Source organism: Amycolatopsis sp. NPDC034160 (assembly GCF_055575355.1).
Genome location: NZ_JBVISU010000003.1, coordinates 160,343 through 177,874, shown reverse-complemented (window position 1 = coordinate 177,874; position 17,532 = coordinate 160,343). Strand labels below are relative to the sequence as shown.

The window sequence follows — 17,532 nt, the reverse complement described above, 5'->3', positions numbered from 1 at the left end:
GCCAAGGAATGATCATTCGACTGGTACGAGTCATGGCCGCGCTGGCCCTCTCGATCTTCGTGGCGCAGCCTGCCTCCGCGACGGAAGTCCAGCAGAACCCGCCCAACTGGGGACTGGACCGGATCGACCAGCGAACGGGTCTCGATCAGCTCTATCACTACGAGACCGACGCCAAGGACGTCACGATCTACGTGATCGACAGCGGGGTCGACGCGGCGCATCCGGACTTCGGCGGCCGGGTGAAGCCGGGTAAGGACTTCCTCAACGGCGGCACCGACACCTCCGACACCAACGGTCACGGCACCTATCTGGCCGGGGTCGCCGCGTCGAAGACCTTCGGCGTCGCGAAGGGCGCGCAGATCGTCCCGGTCCGGGTGATCGACGCACAGGGCGGCGGCGCGACGGACAAGATCATCGCGGGCATCGACTGGGTGACGCAGAACGCGCAGCAGCCCGCCGTCGCCGTCCTCGGCATCGCCGGCGCGGCCAACGACCAGCTGGACGCCGCGGTCCGCGCGCTCGCCGCGGTCGTCCCGGTCGCCCTCCCGGCGGGTGGCGAGGCCGCCGACGCGGGGCAGGCCTCCCCCGCCAGGGTGACCGAAGCGCTCACCGTCGGCGCGACCGACGCCGGCGACCAGGTCGGCTCGACGTCGAACTACGGCGAGGTCGTCGACTTGTTCGCCCCCGGCGTGGACGTGCCGGGGCCCAACGCCGGAGGAAGTGGCGGCAAGGTGCTCAGCGGGACGTCGTCGGCCGCCGCGCATGTCGCCGGCGTGGCCGCGCTGTACCGGGGCCTGCACACGGGCGCTTCGGCGGCAGAGGTCGGGAAGGCGCTCGTCGATGGCGCCGCCGTCGACGTCCTGACCGGCGTCCGTGAGGGCACCGGGAACCAGTTGCTGCAGAGTCCGGGTACGCAACTCAAGCGGGGATGATGTCCATCACCTGGGCAATGGCTCCCGCCCTCCGGGAGCGAACAGGTAACGTGCCTCACCTACCGATCCGATGATGGGAAGGACCGGCATGTTCCGCAAGGTACTGGTCGCCAACCGGGGTGAGATCGCCATCCGCGCGTTCCGCGCCGGATTCGAGCTCGGCGCGGGCACGGTGGCTGTGTTCCCGCACGAAGACCGCAATTCGCTCCACCGGCTGAAGGCCGACGAGGCCTACGAGATCGGCGAACCCGGTCATCCGGTGCGGGCCTACCTGTCGGTCGAGGAGATCGTGGCGGCCGCCAAGAAGGCGGGCGCGGACGCCGTTTACCCCGGCTACGGCTTCCTCTCCGAGAACCCCGACCTCGCGCGCGCGTGCGAAGAAGAAGGCATCACCTTCGTCGGGCCGAGCGCGGACATCCTCGAGCTGACCGGGAACAAGGCCCGCGCGGTCAAGGCCGCACGCGAGGCCGGAGTGCCGGTGCTGGGCTCGTCCGAACCTTCCTCCGACATCGACGCGCTGGTGGCCGCGGCGGAAGAGATCGGTTTCCCGGTCTTCGTGAAGGCCGTCGCCGGCGGTGGCGGGCGCGGGATGCGCCGCGTCGGGGACCCGGCGCAGCTGCGCGAGTCCATCGAGGCCGCCGCGCGCGAGGCCGAGTCTGCCTTCGGCGACCCGACGGTGTTCATCGAAAAGGCCGTCGTCGAGCCTCGCCACATCGAGGTCCAGATCCTCGCCGACGGCGAGGGCAACGTGATCCACCTCTTCGAGCGTGACTGCTCGGTCCAGCGGCGGCACCAGAAGGTGATCGAGCTGGCCCCCGCGCCGAACCTGCCGCCGGAGTTGCGGGACCGGATCTGCGCCGACGCGGTCAAGTTCGCCCGCCAGATCGGCTACCGCAACGCCGGAACCGTCGAGTTCCTGCTCGACCGGGACGGCAATCACGTCTTCATCGAGATGAACCCGCGGATCCAGGTCGAGCACACGGTGACCGAGGAGGTCACCGACGTCGACCTCGTCCAGTCGCAGCTGCGCATCGCCTCCGGTCAGACGCTGGCCGATCTCGGGCTCTCGCAGGACAAGGTGTACCTGCGCGGCGCCGCGCTGCAGTGCCGCATCACCACCGAGGATCCCGCCAACGGTTTCCGCCCGGACACCGGGATGATCAGCGCGTACCGTTCGCCCGGCGGTTCCGGTATCCGTCTCGACGGCGGGACGGCGTTCTCCGGCACGGAGATCAGCGCGCACTTCGACTCGCTGCTGGTGAAGCTCACCTGCCGCGGCCGCGACTTCCAGACCGCCGTCGGCCGCGCCCGGCGCGCCGTCGCCGAGTTCCGGATCCGCGGCGTGGCCACGAACATCCCGTTCCTGCAGGCCGTCCTCGACGATCCGGACTTCCGCGAAGGGCGCGTCACGACGTCGTTCATCGAGGAGCGCCCGCATCTGCTCACCGCGCGCCACTCGGCCGACCGCGGGACCAGGCTGCTGACCTACCTCGCCGACAAGACGGTCAACAAGCCGCACGGCGAGCGTCCGCGCACCCTCGACCCTCAGGTCAAGCTGCCGAAGCCGCCCAAGGACCTCGAACCGGCTCCCGGGTCGAAGCAGAAGCTCACCGAACTCGGCCCGGACGGCTTCGCGCGCTGGCTGCGGGAGTCGCCGACCATCGGCGTCACGGACACGACCTTCCGTGACGCGCACCAGTCCCTGCTCGCCACCCGCGTGCGCACCAAGGATCTGCTCGCCGTCGCGCCGGTGGTCGCGCGCACCACGCCGCAGCTGCTTTCGCTGGAGTGCTGGGGCGGCGCGACCTACGACGTCGCGTTGCGGTTCCTCGCCGAGGACCCGTGGGAGCGGCTGGCGAAGCTGCGGGAAGCGGTGCCGAACATCTGCCTGCAGATGTTGTTGCGCGGCCGCAACACCGTCGGCTACACGCCGTACCCCACCGAGGTGACCCACGCCTTCGTCGAGGAGGCGACGGCGACCGGGATCGACATCTTCCGGATCTTCGACGCGCTGAACGACGTCGAGCAGATGCGCCCGGCGATCGAGGCCGTGCGCGAGACCGGATCCGCCGTCGCCGAGGTCGCGCTCTGCTACACCTCGGACCTGTCGGACCCGGCCGAGAAGCTGTACACGCTGGACTACTACCTCAGGCTGGCGGAGCAGATCGTCGGCGCGGGGGCGCACGTCCTGGCCATCAAGGACATGGCCGGCCTGCTGCGGGCACCGGCGGCGGCACGGCTGGTTTCCGCGCTGCGCAAGGAATTCGACCTGCCGGTGCACATCCACACGCACGACACGGCGGGTGGCCAGCTGGCCACCTACCTCGCCGCCATCCAGGCGGGCGCGGACGCCGTCGACGGCGCTGTCGCCTCCATGGCGGGCACGACGTCGCAGCCGTCGCTGTCGGCGCTCGTCGCCGCCACCGATCACTCGGAGCGCCCGACCGGGCTGGATCTGCAGGCCATCGGTGACCTGGAGCCGTACTGGGAGAGCGTCCGCAAGATCTACGCGCCGTTCGAAGCCGGGCTCGCCTCGCCGACCGGGCGCGTGTACCACCACGAGATCCCCGGCGGACAGCTGTCGAACCTGCGCACGCAGGCGATCGCGCTCGGCCTCGGCGAGCGGTTCGAGGACATCGAGGCGATGTACGCGGCCGCGGACAAGATCCTCGGCCACCTGGTGAAGGTCACGCCTTCGTCCAAAGTGGTCGGTGACCTCGCGCTGCACCTCGTCGGCGCCGGTGTCTCGCCGCAGGCCTTCGAGGCGGAACCGAACAAGTTCGACATCCCGGATTCGGTGATCGGCTTCCTGCGCGGTGAGCTGGGCGACCCGCCCGGCGGCTGGCCGGAGCCGTTCCGTACCAAGGCCCTCGAAGGCCGCGCGGAACCGAAGCCGGTACAGGAACTGTCCGAAGAGGACCGTAAGGGGCTGGCCGAGAACCGGCGTTCGACGCTGAACCGCTTGCTGTTCCCCGGGCCCACGAAGGACTTCGAGGCGCACCGCGAGCAGTACGGCGACACCTCGGTGCTGCCGTCGAAGGACTTCTTCTACGGGCTGCGCCCGGGCGAGGAGTACTCGGTCGACCTGGAGCAGGGCGTCCGGCTGCTGATCGAGCTGGAAGCCATCGGCGAGGCCGACGAGCGCGGCGTGCGCACGGTGATGGCCACGCTCAACGGCCAGCTGCGCCCGATCCAGGTCCGCGACACCTCGATCGCCTCGGACATCCCGGCGACGGAGAAGGCCGACAAGGCCGACCCGAAGCAGATCGCGGCGCCGTTCGCCGGTGTGGTCACGCTGCAGGTGTCCGACGGCGACCAGGTCGAGGCCGGTGCCACGGTCGCGACCATCGAGGCGATGAAGATGGAGGCGTCGATCACCGCGTCCACCGGCGGCAAGGTGTCGCGGCGCGCGATCAACGCCGTCCAGCAGGTCGAAGGCGGAGACCTGCTGCTCGTTCTGGAGTGACACCCGATGCGTTTCGTCCTCTAAGTGCGGTCCTTGCGTGAGCAACTACCGCACTTAGAGGACTAATTGCGGTGAGGTGGAGCCGGGGCGCACTAACCTGTGCCGGGTGCTGATCAACGCCGTACCTCAGTTTCAGGGCGCGCTCACCGAGCGTGCGCCTGAGTTGCCCGAAGGCTGCGTCGCGCTCGCCGAACTGGCCGGCCACGTGCTCGGCGTGCCGGTGCACCACATCCGGCAGACCCGCGAGACCTCACCCGTGGTCGACGGCGTCGCCAACCGCGCGGTCCTCACCGGCGAGAACCGGGCCGCGCAACTCGCCGCGCTGGAGGCGCCCGGCGGGCCGGTACTCACCATCGGCGGGGACTGCGGCGTCGAACTCGTCCCGATCGGCGTCGCCCGCTACCGCTTCGGGTCCGGTCTCGGCGTCGCCTGGTTCGACGCGCACGCGGATCTGAACACCGCGAAGACGTCGCCGTCGGGCGCGTTCCACGGCATGGTACTGCGGTCACTGCTGGGTGAGGGCGACCCGGAGTTCGCCGCCGACCCGCCGATCGAACCCGGCCGCGTCGTGCTCGCCGGTACCCGGGTCTTCGACGAGGCCGAGCGCGCGGTGGTCGACCGCGGGCTCGTGGTGGAGACCGCCGACGTCGCCGCCGGGCTGGCCGGCGCGGACAAGGTGTACGTCCACCTCGACCTCGATGTGCTCGACCCGGGGGAGTTCGACGGATTGAACTATCCGGAGCCCGGTGGCTTGACGATCGAGCGCCTGGTGACGATGCTTCGCGGGCTGAGCGGCTTCGAGGTCGTCGGCGCCGGGATCACCGAATGCGCCGGGACCGAGGTCCGCGGCCTGGAGCCGGTGATCGAGGTTCTCGGGGAGTTGCTCACCGGAAAGCGGTGACTCTCCGTCACGGCGGTATCCCTTTCGGCCGTTCGTACGTACCGAGCGAGGCGTTTGCCGGGCATTTGTCATCAAAGCAGCAAGAGACCGCGTGATTTTGTCACATGGTGACAAGAAATCGGTTTCTTCTGCGAAAGGTGACACATTCACGGCTACTTCTCCGATGTGTTCGTTGTCACCTCACGACGAACGTGGGATGTCAGGACGCTGGGCGGAGCAAAGGAGCTGCGATGTCGGTGGAGCGCGGAATCGAACACGCTGCGCAGCCTCCCGCGGCACTTCCCCGCAAACTCGCCGACATCCTGCGGCCGGAACTGGGCAGTCTCGCCAACGAGATCGTCGACGAGATCCGGGCGACGATTCCCGCGTACGCGCGCCCGCTCGACGGGCCGTACGGGAAGTCGATCCGTGCGGGCGTCGAATACGCGATCACGTTGTTCGTCGCCCAGATCGCGGATCCCAGTGTCTCCAAGGAACAGTCGCACGAAGTCCATCACCGGCTCGGGCAGAACGAGATGCGGGAAGGCCGCAGCCTCGACACCCTCCAGTCGGCGTACCGGGTCGGCGCCCGTGTTTCGTGGCGGCGCATCATGCGCGTCGGCCGCCGCAGCGGACTCTCGTCCGCGGTGATGTCGCAACTGGCCGACGCCATGCTCGCGTTCATGGACGAACTGGCGTCCGTCGCGTTGGACGGCTTTCTCGAAGCGAAGGCACGCACGGCCGGAGCGCTGGACACCTGGCGCCGGAAGCTGCTGCACCTGGTGCTGGAAACCCCGCCCGCGCCGTCGAAGGCGATCGCGGAACTCGCGCAGCTGACCGGCTGGACGGTACCCGAACGCGCGACGCCGGTGGTGCTGCATCCGCTCGACGACACCGTCAGGCCCCGGCGGCACAACGTGGTGGATTCGGACGTCCTGGCCGAACTCGACTGCGCTGAGCCGCGTCTGCTCGTGCCCGGGGAGATCTCCGGCGCCCGTCTGGCCACCCTGCAGGCCGCGCTGCCGGACTACCGGCTGTCGATCGGCCCGTGCCGCCGGCTGGACTCCGTCGCCGATTCCCTCCGCTGGGCACGCGACGCCCTGCGCCTCTCCGAACGCGGGATCATCCAGGCCCGCCGCGTGATCCGCGCCGAAGACCACCTCGCGACGCTACTCGTGAACGCCGACACCGCGCTGACCTGCCTGCTGCGCGACCGCCTGTTCGCCCCGCTCGCCGAGATGACCGGGAAGCAGCAGGAACGGCTCCTCGAAACCCTTCGCGCCTGGCTCGACAGTCAGGGCAACGTCGTCGACATCGCGGAGCGGTTGCAGGTCCATCCGCAGACCGTGCGGTACCGCATGCGGCAGTTGCAGGCGACCTTCGGCGAGCACCTGCGTGATCCGGGAGCGCGGTTCCAGATGGAACTCGCGTTGCGGGCGGGGGTCAGCCCTGCCGCGACACCCGAGGGATACACGCTGCCGGAGGTGCTGCCGTCACCGCGCAAGAGTCCACAGTGGACTCCGAGTTGAGCGGGGTGGCGACCGAGTCCAGAAGACAACCCAGAAGCATCCGTGCCGCCGGGTTCCCGACCTGCGCCAGTGCGTCCGCCGCGGTCCTGCGAGCCCGATCGCCTTCTGTCGCGGAGGCGGCCGCCGCGGCGGCCGCCCGCCGGGTGTCGGTCAGCGACGAGGCCGTCAGGTCCGGAATGGACAGCAGTTCGGGCAGCGCGGAGATCCGGCCGTCGAGCAAGGCGGGCAAGGTCACGTCCAAACGAGTGCGAGAGCCGCGGAGGGCCAGTAGGTCTTCGGCGTGCAGGAAGACCCGCCCCAAGGCTTCGCCGTAGCCCCGGAGCGGTTCCGAAGGCGCGCCGCCGAGATGGGCACCGACGCGCAGCGGGAATTCGAAAAGGGACGAGAACAAGGGCCTCGCGCCCGACCCCGAGGTCACGGCGGTGGCCCGTAGCGTGCTGAGTTCGGTGATCCAGTCCGAGAACGTCCAGAGGATCTCAGGTGCCGCTTGCGCGATCAGCCGTGACGCGCGCCCGACGAGATAGTCGCCGGCCAACACCGTCGTCGCCGATTCCCAGTCCACACCCCGGACTTCGCGAGGAGCGGCGGCCGGACCGAGAAAGGCGAGGACACCAAGGGTGGCGATTTCGATCGCGGCGGCCACCGTGGCGTGTCCACGCGCGGGGGGACGGCCTCCCGCCAGCATCGCGCTGAAGAAGCCGAGTGCCGGCCGAGGGCGCGGGTCGTCGCTGGAAGCCGTGAACATCCTCGCCAAAAAAGGCCATTCGCGACGGACGGTCGTCACACTGACCTCGTCACAGGCGGCGAGGAACGGAAGGAGCGCCGGTCGCAGGCCCGCCGGGATCGTCATCGATTCCGGCGTGGTCAGGGTGGGCACGGCTTCCGAGAGCACGATCGCCCGGCGGCTCTTGGCGAAGAACGGGCTTTCGCTGCTCGCTCCGGCGTTGAGAACCCGCCACGTGAGGTGGTACCTCTTGGAGACGTGCCGCGCCGTTTCGAAGTAGCCGACGTAGGTCGAATCCAGCAGCCGGATGTATTCGCGGCCGGCCCCGTCGGGATCGTTCGGATGGGCCAGGATCGCGCGTGCGGCGAGCTGCCCTGACTGCACGGCTTGGCTGAGCCCTTCCCCGGTGAAGGGGTTGACCAGCCCGGCCGCGTCACCCACGCGCAATCCCGCCTCGTCGACGGCCGCGCCCGGACTGAAACCGGCGTGCAGCCGTCCGGTCGCGGCGCGCCCGGACGGGCGGAGGTTCGCCAAGGCGGGTTCGAGTTCGCTCAAAGCGGCGAAAGCCTCGTCCAGCAGGACCTCCGGTGTCACCTCACCGAAGGCCGTCACCCCGACGACATAGCCGCCGGGTGCCGGTGCGAGCCAGGCGCAGCGTGGATGGCCGCGTGGCTCGTCGGCGGGCGGGGCGAGCATCCGCAGCAACACCCTGTCGTCCGGTTCGGTGCCGGTGAACCGCTGGACGCAGGTCAAGCCGGTGCTGTGTGGTGTCCGCCCGCGGAGCCGGCCTCCGCCGCCCGCCAGGATGACGTGCCCGCCGGGTCCGTCCTTCGTGACAGGTGAATACTCCGCTCCGAGGCTGACAGCGTGGTCTCGTAAAGTGCCACACAGTTCGTCTCTGTCCACAAGGGAGTATCCGGCATCCGGCACCGGCCGGGCCGCTTCGCCGGAGACGGCGAGGGAAACCGGGAGCACCGGCCAGCGGTCCACGGCGATGCCGATCGAGCGGAGAGCCTCACGCGCGGGCTTGCCCAATAACAGGTCGTGGGTCGGAACCGGACGGCTTCGCTGGTCTGTCAGCAGAACCCGCATCCCGCCCCGTGCCAGGACGGCGGCCGCCACCGACCCGGCAGGCCCCGCACCGAGGACCAGGACGTGGCTCACGCGATGCCCGCCATCCCGGCCAATTCCCACCGGGACGGTACCTCGGGGGTCCGGGTCAGAGCCGCGGACGCACGGCCGAGATGGACCTTCGCGAGATCGCGTGCGGAGTCAAAGCCGCCGTGTGCGGCGACCAGCGCACGTACTCTGGTCAGCTCTCCGGTGCCGAAGGACGGTGAGAGCAGCAACTCGCTCAGTTCACCGGAAGTGTCCGCGCGCAACGCGGCCAGTGTCGGCGCCCCGAAGAGCCCGAGCAGGTGGTCGGTGCCCGCGGGTTTGTCGCTCCCGGTGTTCTCGAGATCGAGGCAGTCGTCCAGGATCTGGAACGCGATTCCCCAATTGAGACCGAACTCCCCGAGGGCGGCGATCAACTCATGGGCGTCTTCCCCGTCCGCGAAGGCTTCCAGCCCGCCAAGACGGCAGCACAGCTGGAAAAGCACCCCGGTCTTGCGGCTGACCAGGTCGACGTAGTCCGGCAACGACAGTTCGGTGTCGAATCCACGCTCGACGTCGAGCAGCTCTCCGTACGCGAGCTCGGAGGCGGTCCGGCTGACCGCCACGGCGACGTCCTCGCCGATTTCGGCGGCTTCGGTCCCCGCGGCCCCGAGACAGGCGAGTCCGGCCAGTATCGCGACCTCCGGCCCGGCGACCTGGTGCGCGGCGGGGCCGCCCCGGCGTACGGCGGCACGGTCGACCACGTCGTCGTGTACCAGCGAGGCGATATGGACCAGTTCGACCACCGCGCCGAGCCGGGCGACCCGGAGTGGGTCGAAACGACCGAATCCGGCGGAGACCGTCAGCATGCGTGACCTCAAGGACTTGCCTGGGCGGCTGATCAACCCGCTGATGGCGTCGCGCAGGGGAGGGACGAGTCCGGCGGTGAGCCGCTCCAGCCGGATCTGCACGGGATCGCTCATCCGGTGGAGAACCGGTAGGTGCCGTCGATGTCCAGTCCCGGAACGGTGCTCAGATTCGTCATCACCCGCCGGTACACCGCCAGATCGTTCATGTGGTCCAGCAACTGCTGCCGGTTCTTTCCGGCCGCGGGCTGGACGACCTCGTCGAACAACACCCACAGCGCCTGCTTTTCCGCCGCGGTGACGAGGTCAGGAGCCAGACCCGCGAACATCGCCTTGATGTCGTCGATGTGCTCCTGGGTGAGCGAGATCGTCGAGGCCGGATCGGTGAGCACCGACTCCGCGAGCGCGCGGTACTTGCCGTAGTAACGACGGGCTTCCGCGATCTCCTCCGGAGTGGCGCCCGCGTTCTCCGCCCGGTGTACCGCCAGGTCGAGATTCTTGTAGACGAGCTGCACGACGACGTTGCCGACGAGACTCTCCCCGAGGAACTCGTCTCTCGCCTTGTCGGCCAGTTCGTTGTCGCCCGCCAACGGCAGGTCGTAGTACGCTCCGGCGGAGCCGAGCAACCGGCAGGCGATCGAAGGCAGCGGGGTGAACGTCCGTCCGTTCCCGCCTTCACAGGCGATCGCACCCGAGTCGCCGGCCAGTGAGAACCTCTGTGCGTAGATGAGATCCGTGAAGTGGTAGCCGTCGACGGATACTCTCGCGGTCGTGTCGAGCACGACGCTGGAGGTGTAGCCGGAGGTGCGGCCCACCTTTTCGATGCGGCGGCCTTCGGTGGTGGCGGCGGTGGCGTCCGGGCTGAGCAACTCGACGTTCAAACGCGACAGAACGGTGTCGATCTTGGCCATGAACGTGCCCCCGTGCACGCTGGCGAGGAACGCGATACCGATCGCCGGATGGGTCGCCGAGATCGGTGCCATCAGATTGCGCGCCACCGTGGAACTTACGCCGATACCGGGCGAAAGCTGGGCGATCGCGGCGTCCGCGGTGTTCAGTTCGCCTTTCACCAGCGGGATGAAGCGTTTGAGCCGCGCGATCGTGCTGACGGCGTCGCCGCCGTCCGAGGGTGCGGGCTGGGTGATCTCCGATTCGGCTGTGCCTTCGAGGCCGGCGAGTACGTGCCCCGCGGAAAGGAGACACAGCGTTCCGTCCGTCTTGTCCCGCACGAGGCAGCCGAGAGTGCCGAGGGTGCCGTCGGCGAGTGAACCCAGGCTCGCGCCCTGCAACGGTGGGCGAAGCTTGTCCGTGATGCCCCCCGGTGCGGCGGTGCCGCCGCCGGAAAAGCGGAACTCGCCGGTCTCCACGACGTCGACGCCGTAGCGAGAGCCGTCCACCTCCACTGTGCTCGGCAGCAGCCGGGAACGGGAGATCAGCGCGGTCCGCCGTTTCTTGCCCACCAGCGCGATCACCGCCGGCTCAGGGGTGAGGACGCCGTCGCGGGTGCGGAAGCCCTTGGTCACCCCGACCACGTTCGGGTCGGCCAGATGGTCGTCCGCGAACCGGGTTTTGGCGACGTCCAGCGCTTTCGAGGTCCGGGCGGTCATGAACACGTCAGCGCACCTCGATGGTCGCGATCAGGGGATCTTGGTCAGGGGGGATGAGGTCGGCCTGGCTGGCCAGGTTGTTGGCGGCACCCGTCGCCGCGTTGTAAAGGGTGGTCACCCCGGTGGCGCGCCGCTCGACGGTGATCCGCATCGGACCGGTATTCCTCGCCGCCGGAGGAGATCCCTGGCCGGCGAGGGTGGCCGTTCCGGTGAACACGAATTCGACCTGGGTGGACGGAACCTCGGTCCTCGGGAACTCGACGGTCACCGGGAAACGGCCGGACAGACCACGCGCGTCCGTCACCACGATCGTCAGGGTGAACACCGCGGAGATCATGTCGCAGCCGGTACTCCTTGCGGCCATACCGACGTTCTTGTCACAGGTCGCCTGCACGATGACGGGGCCGATCGTGACTGGCTTCCCGTAGCCGATCGTCGCGGGGATCCCGGAGATCACCCGGACCGGCATCAGCTGGAAGTTGCTGGTCGGCCTGATCAGCTTCCAGGTGAGTTCCTTGAAACCGTCCGCTGGAGCCGCCTTGGCGGACGTCGTCGGCAGACCCGCCAGGCCGGCCAGCACGACGGCGCCGCGCAGGGCGGCGCGCCGGTTGAATACTGAATTCATCGTGTCCCCCCGGAAAAAGATCCTCACTGGACGATACCCAGCTCGGTTTACCCGGCACAAGTAATAGTGCGATTACCGTTGATTTGAGTGTTTCCGGGATCGGATTTGTCAGCTTCTGAGTGTCGCGAATGCACGGCCGAATGGACGATTGATCTTCGTCGACGGGCGCTGCTACGTTCAGTGGTAACGGTTGCCTGAGGCGCCTGCATGTCATCTGGGGGATTTTCGATGGTGAGTAATCGTCGATCCATGCTGTCCGGAGTTTTGGCGGCTTTCTGTGCTGTGACCTTGCTCGAAGCGCCCGCCGCGAACGGATCCATCTTGCCCGACGGTGTTGTTTCGGCCATCGATCCGGGCGCTGTGGCACGAAAACTGGTACGACGATTGGCAGGCAAGGATCCGCGTGCCGCTGTACGCGCCGACGCGTGGGTCGCGTGGGCCGAAGAAACTCCGGAGGCCGTCGAGGACTTCCTCGACACCGGACTTTCGGCCGCGGTACGGCGTGCCGCCGAAAGCGGTGCCGCCAATACGGACTTCTGCAATCGGGTCCTGCTCACCTACACCACCGAATACGCGCCGGAGGTCAATGCAGCCGCGGTGCGGGCGCTGCGCGGTACCGACGGCGACCGGGAGATTTTCGTGCGCCAGGGATTCGCCCAGGCGGAGGCCCGGGACCGGCTCGCGCGTGAGACGGATGGCGGTCAGCGGGAGGCACTGGCCGAAGAAGACCGCCGTTATGTGCGGACTCTCGCGGCGAACGACCCCGGTTCGCAGGTCAGGCTAGCCGCAGCCTTCGCGGTCCGTCCCGGTGCGACCGACGCGGACATAGTCGACTTCTTCGCCTACGGCTGGGCCACCGGAGCCCAGCTGGACCTGGAAATGCACCGGCTGCGTGACGCCGAACAGGAGGCACGCTGGCAGTCCGCGATCACACGGTTGATCACGGACGCGACCGAAGCCGAACGCGTCGCGCTCGAAGCCTCGGGTGAAGCAGCGGTCCGGTTGAGAGAGGCCGCGGCACGAGCTTGGCAGCAGGTCGGAGGCCAAACGGTGGCACCCCGCACGGCCTGGGCGGACGCGGGGGAGGTCGCGGTCGCCCAAGCCGCGAACTGGGCCGCGGTCGCGGCGGCGGCGCGGTCCGCGACGGGACCGAACTGGCAGGCCATGAAGGACGCCGCGGACCGCACGGGTGGTGAATGGGTCCTCGAGCAGGACTGGGCCCGTCAGCAGGCCGAGTTCTGGAAGGACCTGTTCGCCCAGGCCCTCGCCGGTGAGACCCGGATGCGCGACCCCGGCAACTGACCGATCTTCCAACGACTTCCGCAGGAGGGCGTAAGACGATGTCCTGTGCATCAGGCCTGAGAACCCTGGCCCTCTTCGTCGTTTTCACCGTATTGCTCGGGGGACACGGGGAAGCGCTCGCGGTGGCGCCCCCGCCTCGGTCATCCGCGGCGGCCTCGAGCGAAGACCCAGCGAACGGCCGTCCCATCCCGAAGACGGAGTACCCGGGCTGGGACGGCGAGAGCGGCCTTGGCGAGGCGATCGACCCCCGCTTGTGGAAGCTGATCGTCGACATCGCCCACCTGTCCGAGGAGCCCGAGGTCCGTGAAGCCGCTCAGGCGGCGCTGGACGCCGGGACCGAGGAAGCACTCATGGAGTTCCTCGACACCGGCGAGGTCGAAGCGCAGCAGCGCGCCCAAGCCCGCCGTGACGAAACGGCCAGGCGTGACAGGGAAACGATCCTGGATCTCAGGGGCACTGGCGGGCCGATCTTCAACGGCGAGGTCGAACGGGTGCTGGCCGGGTCCGCGGCGGATCGCGCCGCGTTCCTCGACTACGGGCGCGTGATCGCCACCGATCGGGACGAAAGGGCCCACCGCGCGACCCAGGCGCGCGCGGACGAACTCCGCACTCGGGTCCTGGCGCTGATCGGCTCGGCGGGTCCTGAGGTGAAGCGTGCCGCCCAGGAGGCTCTGGCCGCGGGTGATGCCGCGATCGCCGGATTCCTCAACGGCGGCTACGTCGACGCCGCGAAACGAGACGCTGCCGCGCGCGAGCAATACCTGAAGGACCTCGAAGAACGGAACAAGGCGGCGGAGGCCGCGAGTGAACTCGCCCAGCGTGCCGCCCGCGCTTCGACCGCCCGACGGAACCTCTTGGTCGCGCACGGCCAAGGCATCAGAGCACTGCAGAGTACGGCTAACGCGCTCGTCTCGGCGGGTACCGCGGCTCGGCAAGCCGCCCAGATCCTGGTCGCCAACACCGCGGGCGGGAACCACTCCCCGGGATCCTTCAGCCTGGTACAGCAGGAGGTCGCCCGCCAGCTGGGATTCGGGGAACAGGCGGCGGGCAAGACGCGCAACGCGGCCGTGGCCGCGACCGCGGAGGCGAACATCCTGATCGAGGTCGGCCTTCCTTACGGTGCCGATTGGGCGCAGATGGCCAGGGGGATGGACGAGGCCGCGAAGGCGGCGGTGCTGGCCATGCAGACCGCGCGGCACGCCATCGACGCGACCATGGCCACCGATGCCGCCATCGGGCGTCAGGACGAGGCCGTGGCACGAGCCGAGGAAGCCCGGCGATGGCGGGCACACGCCGACGAGCACGCACGTTCGGCGGCCTCGTTGGCGTCCGCCGCGGCGCGGCAGGCCGAGGCCGCGCGCGACGCGGCCGACCGCGCCGAAGCCGCCCGACAGGCGGCCGACCAAGCTCGCGACGAGGCCAGGAGACACGCCGGCAACGCGAGCACAGCCGCCTACCAGGCCGATATCGAAGCGCGAGGAGCCGCCAGCGCCAGGCAAGAAGCCGAACGGCAGCGGGACGAAGCCGCACGGTACCGGGTGGAGGCGGACCGGGCCGCGGAACAGGCCAGCCGGGCGCGAGGGGAAGCGGAGGCCAAGAAACGGGAAGCGGCCGGCCATCTCGAACGGGCTCTCATCCAGGAAGGTATCGCGGCCGAATGCGAGCGCGTCGCCGAGAAGGACGCCGGACTGGCGATCGCCGCTCGTGACAGGGCGTGGCAGGCACAACGGGACGCGGACGCGGCGGAAGCGCGGGCACAGGCGCTCGAAGCGTCGGCAGCGGCCGCGCACGGCACCGACCAGGAGGCGCCGGCTTGGGCGGCCGCCAACGCGGCGAGACTGGATGCGAACAACGCCGCCGCCTCGGCCCGAGAATCGAGGCAGGCGGCGAACGAGGCGACCGCCGCCGCGGCCAGGGCGCGGGAAGCCGCCACCAAGGCCACGCACGCCGCGGCCGCGTCCCGTGCCGCGGCCGACGAAGCCAAAGCACACGCGGCGAACGCCGGGGCCTTCGCGAGTACGGCCGAATCCGAGGCCGCCGCCGCACATGTGTCCGCGACCAAGGCGAACGCGGAGGCGGCCACGGCCACCGCGGAAGAGGTCAAGGCCGCCCAGAACGCGAGGAACGCCGTCCAACTGGCCGAGCAGGCGCAGGAACAAGCCCGGCTGGCGACCGTGAACGCCTTCCGGGCGAGGGAAAGCGCGGCCGAGTCGAGGGGGGAGGCGGTATCGGCCGCGACCCAGGCGGGCCACGCCACGAGGGCGGCGCTGGCCGCTCGGGCCTCGTCGTCCGCCATCACCGATCCGGCCAACACCGCGATCGTCGTCGTCGCGCCGTTCACCGGTGCGGACCTCGACGCGGACTTCGTGGCCGAGGTCGCCGCCCAGGCTTTGGCCGTCGGATCGGAACAGGCCGCCGCGGCGCAGAGCCGGGCCGACGAGGCCAATACGGCGGCCGCCCAGGCCCAGCAAGCGGCCGATCAGGCGGGTGCGGACACCAAAGCGGCGTTCCAAGCCGCGGCCAACGCGGCGAAGTCGGCATACCAGGCCGCGCAGTCCGCCGCGGGCGCACAGGACGCGGCCGCGGACGCCAGCGTGTCGGCGAAGTTCGCCAGGCAAGCCGCTGAAGAAGCGAACAACCTCGACCGTGAAGCGCACAACGATGCCTTGACCGCCCGGCGACGGGCGAACGACGCCAATGCCGACGCAGCGATCGCGGGCCTGGCGGCCGACGCCGCCGAGGGGCAGGCCGCGGCGGCCCGTGGTGCCGCCGACAATGCCGAGCGTGACGCCAAAGCCGCCCGTGAAGCCGCGACCAAGGCCGAGCAATACGCGGCGGAAGCGGCCACTGCCGCGGCGAACGCGCGGAAGCACGCCGAGAACACTTCCGCTGCCGCGCTCCAAGCGCGCGAAGCGGCGGCCTCCGCCGAGCGGGCCGCGGACCAGGCGGAGGAGGAACAACGGCAGCGGGACGAGAACCAGCGGGTGCTGAAGAACATCATCGCGTCCGGCTGCCTGCCCGGACTGTCCGTCGAGGACGCCAACATCCTCAAAGGAGACCCGGAAGGCCTGGTCGTCTTCAACGAGTACATGACCGCCGCCCGCGAGTGTCTCAACGGCGAGGACCTCACCGGATTCCTCTTCGGGATCGGGGCCGAGATCCTGCTGGAGTACATCGGCTGGAACGACATCAAGACCTGCCTCTCGGAAGGCAATGTCGGTGCCTGCCTGTGGAGCGTCGTCGACATCGTCGGTCTTGTCCTGCCGTTCCTCAAAGGCGACAAGATCGTCAAGGCGATCGCCGCCGTGGTGACCAACATCGGCAAGTGGATCGCCAAATCGGAGCGTATCGCCAAGATCGCCGAAAAGGCGCTGTCCATACTCAGCAGGCTGAAGAAGTTCTGTACCTGGTTCAGCGTCCTCGGCACGGTGACGGGTGGCGCGTCGGTCGCGGAGGGTGGCCCGGCCCGTGCCTCTTCCGCGGCGACGATGGATTTCCCCTGCGGCGAGGTGCGTTACGACAGTGACTACCTGAGTACCATCGCGTTCCTGGTGCGTGACGCCCTCGGGGTGCACGAATCCGATCGCAACATCGCGGTCGCCTACGTGGAAGGATTCCCGGGAGAGAGCGATCTGATCCATCGGCTGTACCCGAACATCGTGATCGGGGTCAGCAGCCGGAATGGCAATCCGGGCTACCATTCCGAGGACGACATTATCGATCAGCTCAAACGTGCTGGGATATCCCCGAAGAAGATCGACGCACTCTATTCGGAACGAGCGCCTTGTGACAGATGCGCTGGTCGCCTCAAGAGCGAACTGTCCGAGAAGGCGAAGGTTTCCTGGACCTTGCCTTACGGTAAAACTCTGAGCGACCGGAAGCTGCTCAACAAATCACTCGCGGATTTCATCGCCGACGCGAGAAGGAGGCATGGCCTGTTCGCGATGGCGGACGAGGGCGAGGACATCACTGGCGAACCGGTGTATCCGGTGCGTCGCCCGGCGCCTTCCGTGCCGCTCGCAGTTGCTGTCGGTAGCGCTCGCCATGAAAGGAGATCCTGATGCGTGACAGGACATTCATCGACGAAGAACACGAGCTCCGACTACGGCGATTCGCGGATCGGGTCGAAACCCACTTGCGCACGGCGGGGTTGCCTGTCCGGCGGGAAGAGGATCCGTGGACGGGCGGGGCGTTCGTGGTGAAGGTGGACCATTTTCGGGCGTCCCCTGGTGTCTACGTCGGCTGGTACTCGGCGGTGGCCTGGCACCGGCAGATCCACGAGCACGTGGTCGCCGGCGCCGGCGACCATCCGGACGTCGTGCGCTACCGGCAGGTGGACGAAGCGATGGACCAGGCGCTCGTGCGGGTCGTCGAAGCGTTCGGTCTGACCACTCGTCACCACGAGCACGAGGACTGGGCGGGAATCGAAATCCTCGAGCCGGAAGAGGAAGTACCGTGACACAAAGAGAACCAGGCGACCGCGTTCCCTTGTGTGCCGTCTTGATC

General features: G+C 69.0%; 11 protein-coding genes. 7 read left to right on the top strand and 4 right to left on the bottom strand.

Going from position 1 to position 17,532, the window contains the following annotated elements; all coding sequences use genetic code 11:
* Nucleotides 1-32 precede the first annotated feature (32 nt).
* The 4 genes from ACZ54P_RS09270 to ACZ54P_RS09255 all read left to right on the top strand — a co-directional run bounded on the left by ACZ54P_RS09270 (nt 33) and on the right by ACZ54P_RS09255 (nt 6,807).
* On the top strand, nt 33-932 hold the full coding sequence (locus tag ACZ54P_RS09270) for a S8 family serine peptidase (protein WP_465461442.1): 900 nt from the start codon (nt 33-35) through the stop codon (nt 930-932).
* 88 nt (nt 933-1,020) lie between these two features.
* The gene (locus tag ACZ54P_RS09265; protein WP_465461023.1) at nt 1,021-4,398 is read left to right on the top strand and encodes a pyruvate carboxylase; all 3,378 of its coding nucleotides are present in this window, start codon (nt 1,021-1,023) and stop codon (nt 4,396-4,398) included.
* A gap of 106 nt (nt 4,399-4,504) precedes the next feature.
* The gene (locus tag ACZ54P_RS09260) at nt 4,505-5,299 is read left to right on the top strand and encodes an arginase family protein (protein ID WP_465461022.1); all 795 of its coding nucleotides are present in this window, start codon (nt 4,505-4,507) and stop codon (nt 5,297-5,299) included.
* A gap of 230 nt (nt 5,300-5,529) precedes the next feature.
* A complete protein-coding gene (locus ACZ54P_RS09255; RefSeq protein ID WP_465461021.1) occupies nt 5,530-6,807 on the top strand; it encodes a PucR family transcriptional regulator in 1,278 nt (425 codons plus the stop codon).
* On the opposite strand, the gene ACZ54P_RS09250 is transcribed toward ACZ54P_RS09255, so the two are convergent.
* The 4 genes from ACZ54P_RS09250 to ACZ54P_RS09235 are packed head-to-tail and all read right to left on the bottom strand — an operon-like array spanning nt 6,722 to nt 11,724.
* On the bottom strand, nt 6,722-8,695 hold the full coding sequence (locus ACZ54P_RS09250) for an FAD-dependent monooxygenase (RefSeq protein ID WP_465461020.1): 1,974 nt from the start codon (nt 8,693-8,695) through the stop codon (nt 6,722-6,724). The genes ACZ54P_RS09255 and ACZ54P_RS09250 overlap by 86 nt on opposite strands.
* Nucleotides 8,692-9,609, bottom strand: a complete 918-nt coding sequence (locus ACZ54P_RS09245) for a polyprenyl synthetase family protein (RefSeq protein WP_465461019.1) — start codon at nt 9,607-9,609, stop codon at nt 8,692-8,694. Before ACZ54P_RS09245 ends, ACZ54P_RS09250 begins: the two co-directional genes overlap by 4 nt.
* Complete coding sequence (locus ACZ54P_RS09240) at nt 9,606-11,099, bottom strand: chymotrypsin family serine protease (RefSeq protein WP_465461018.1); 1,494 nt, start codon at nt 11,097-11,099, stop codon at nt 9,606-9,608. The genes ACZ54P_RS09245 and ACZ54P_RS09240 overlap by 4 nt, the downstream gene beginning before the upstream one ends.
* Before the next feature lie 7 nt (nt 11,100-11,106).
* Complete coding sequence (locus ACZ54P_RS09235) at nt 11,107-11,724, bottom strand: hypothetical protein (RefSeq protein ID WP_465461017.1); 618 nt, start codon at nt 11,722-11,724, stop codon at nt 11,107-11,109.
* A 321-nt stretch (nt 11,725-12,045) separates the two neighbouring features.
* Here ACZ54P_RS09235 and ACZ54P_RS09230 point away from each other — a divergent pair, with 321 nt between their 5' ends.
* Genes ACZ54P_RS09230 through ACZ54P_RS09220 form a run of 3 tightly spaced genes read left to right on the top strand, consistent with a single transcriptional unit; the run spans nt 12,046 to nt 17,485 of the window.
* On the top strand, nt 12,046-13,026 hold the full coding sequence (locus ACZ54P_RS09230; protein ID WP_465461016.1) for a hypothetical protein: 981 nt from the start codon (nt 12,046-12,048) through the stop codon (nt 13,024-13,026).
* Between the two features lie 38 nt (nt 13,027-13,064).
* Nucleotides 13,065-17,087, top strand: a complete 4,023-nt coding sequence (locus ACZ54P_RS09225; protein WP_465461015.1) for a nucleic acid/nucleotide deaminase domain-containing protein — start codon at nt 13,065-13,067, stop codon at nt 17,085-17,087.
* Nucleotides 17,087-17,485, top strand: coding sequence for a hypothetical protein (locus ACZ54P_RS09220; RefSeq protein ID WP_465461014.1), 399 nt, complete (start codon nt 17,087-17,089; stop codon nt 17,483-17,485). The genes ACZ54P_RS09225 and ACZ54P_RS09220 overlap by 1 nt, the downstream gene beginning before the upstream one ends.
* Nucleotides 17,486-17,532 lie beyond the last annotated feature (47 nt).

Bases quoted from the DNA above. Each gene is read 5' to 3' on its own strand.
- ACZ54P_RS09270 (WP_465461442.1), top strand. From the start codon at position 33: ATGGCCGCGCTGGCCCTCTCGATCTTCGTGGCGCAGCCTGCCTCCGCG.
- ACZ54P_RS09235 (WP_465461017.1), bottom strand. From the start codon at position 11,724: ATGAATTCAGTATTCAACCGGCGCGCCGCCCTGCGCGGCGCCGTCGTG.
- ACZ54P_RS09255 (WP_465461021.1), top strand. From the start codon at position 5,530: ATGTCGGTGGAGCGCGGAATCGAACACGCTGCGCAGCCTCCCGCGGCA.
- ACZ54P_RS09240 (WP_465461018.1), bottom strand. From the start codon at position 11,099: ATGACCGCCCGGACCTCGAAAGCGCTGGACGTCGCCAAAACCCGGTTC.
- ACZ54P_RS09220 (WP_465461014.1), top strand. From the start codon at position 17,087: ATGCGTGACAGGACATTCATCGACGAAGAACACGAGCTCCGACTACGG.
- ACZ54P_RS09245 (WP_465461019.1), bottom strand. From the start codon at position 9,609: ATGAGCGATCCCGTGCAGATCCGGCTGGAGCGGCTCACCGCCGGACTC.
- ACZ54P_RS09265 (WP_465461023.1), top strand. From the start codon at position 1,021: ATGTTCCGCAAGGTACTGGTCGCCAACCGGGGTGAGATCGCCATCCGC.
- ACZ54P_RS09225 (WP_465461015.1), top strand. From the start codon at position 13,065: ATGTCCTGTGCATCAGGCCTGAGAACCCTGGCCCTCTTCGTCGTTTTC.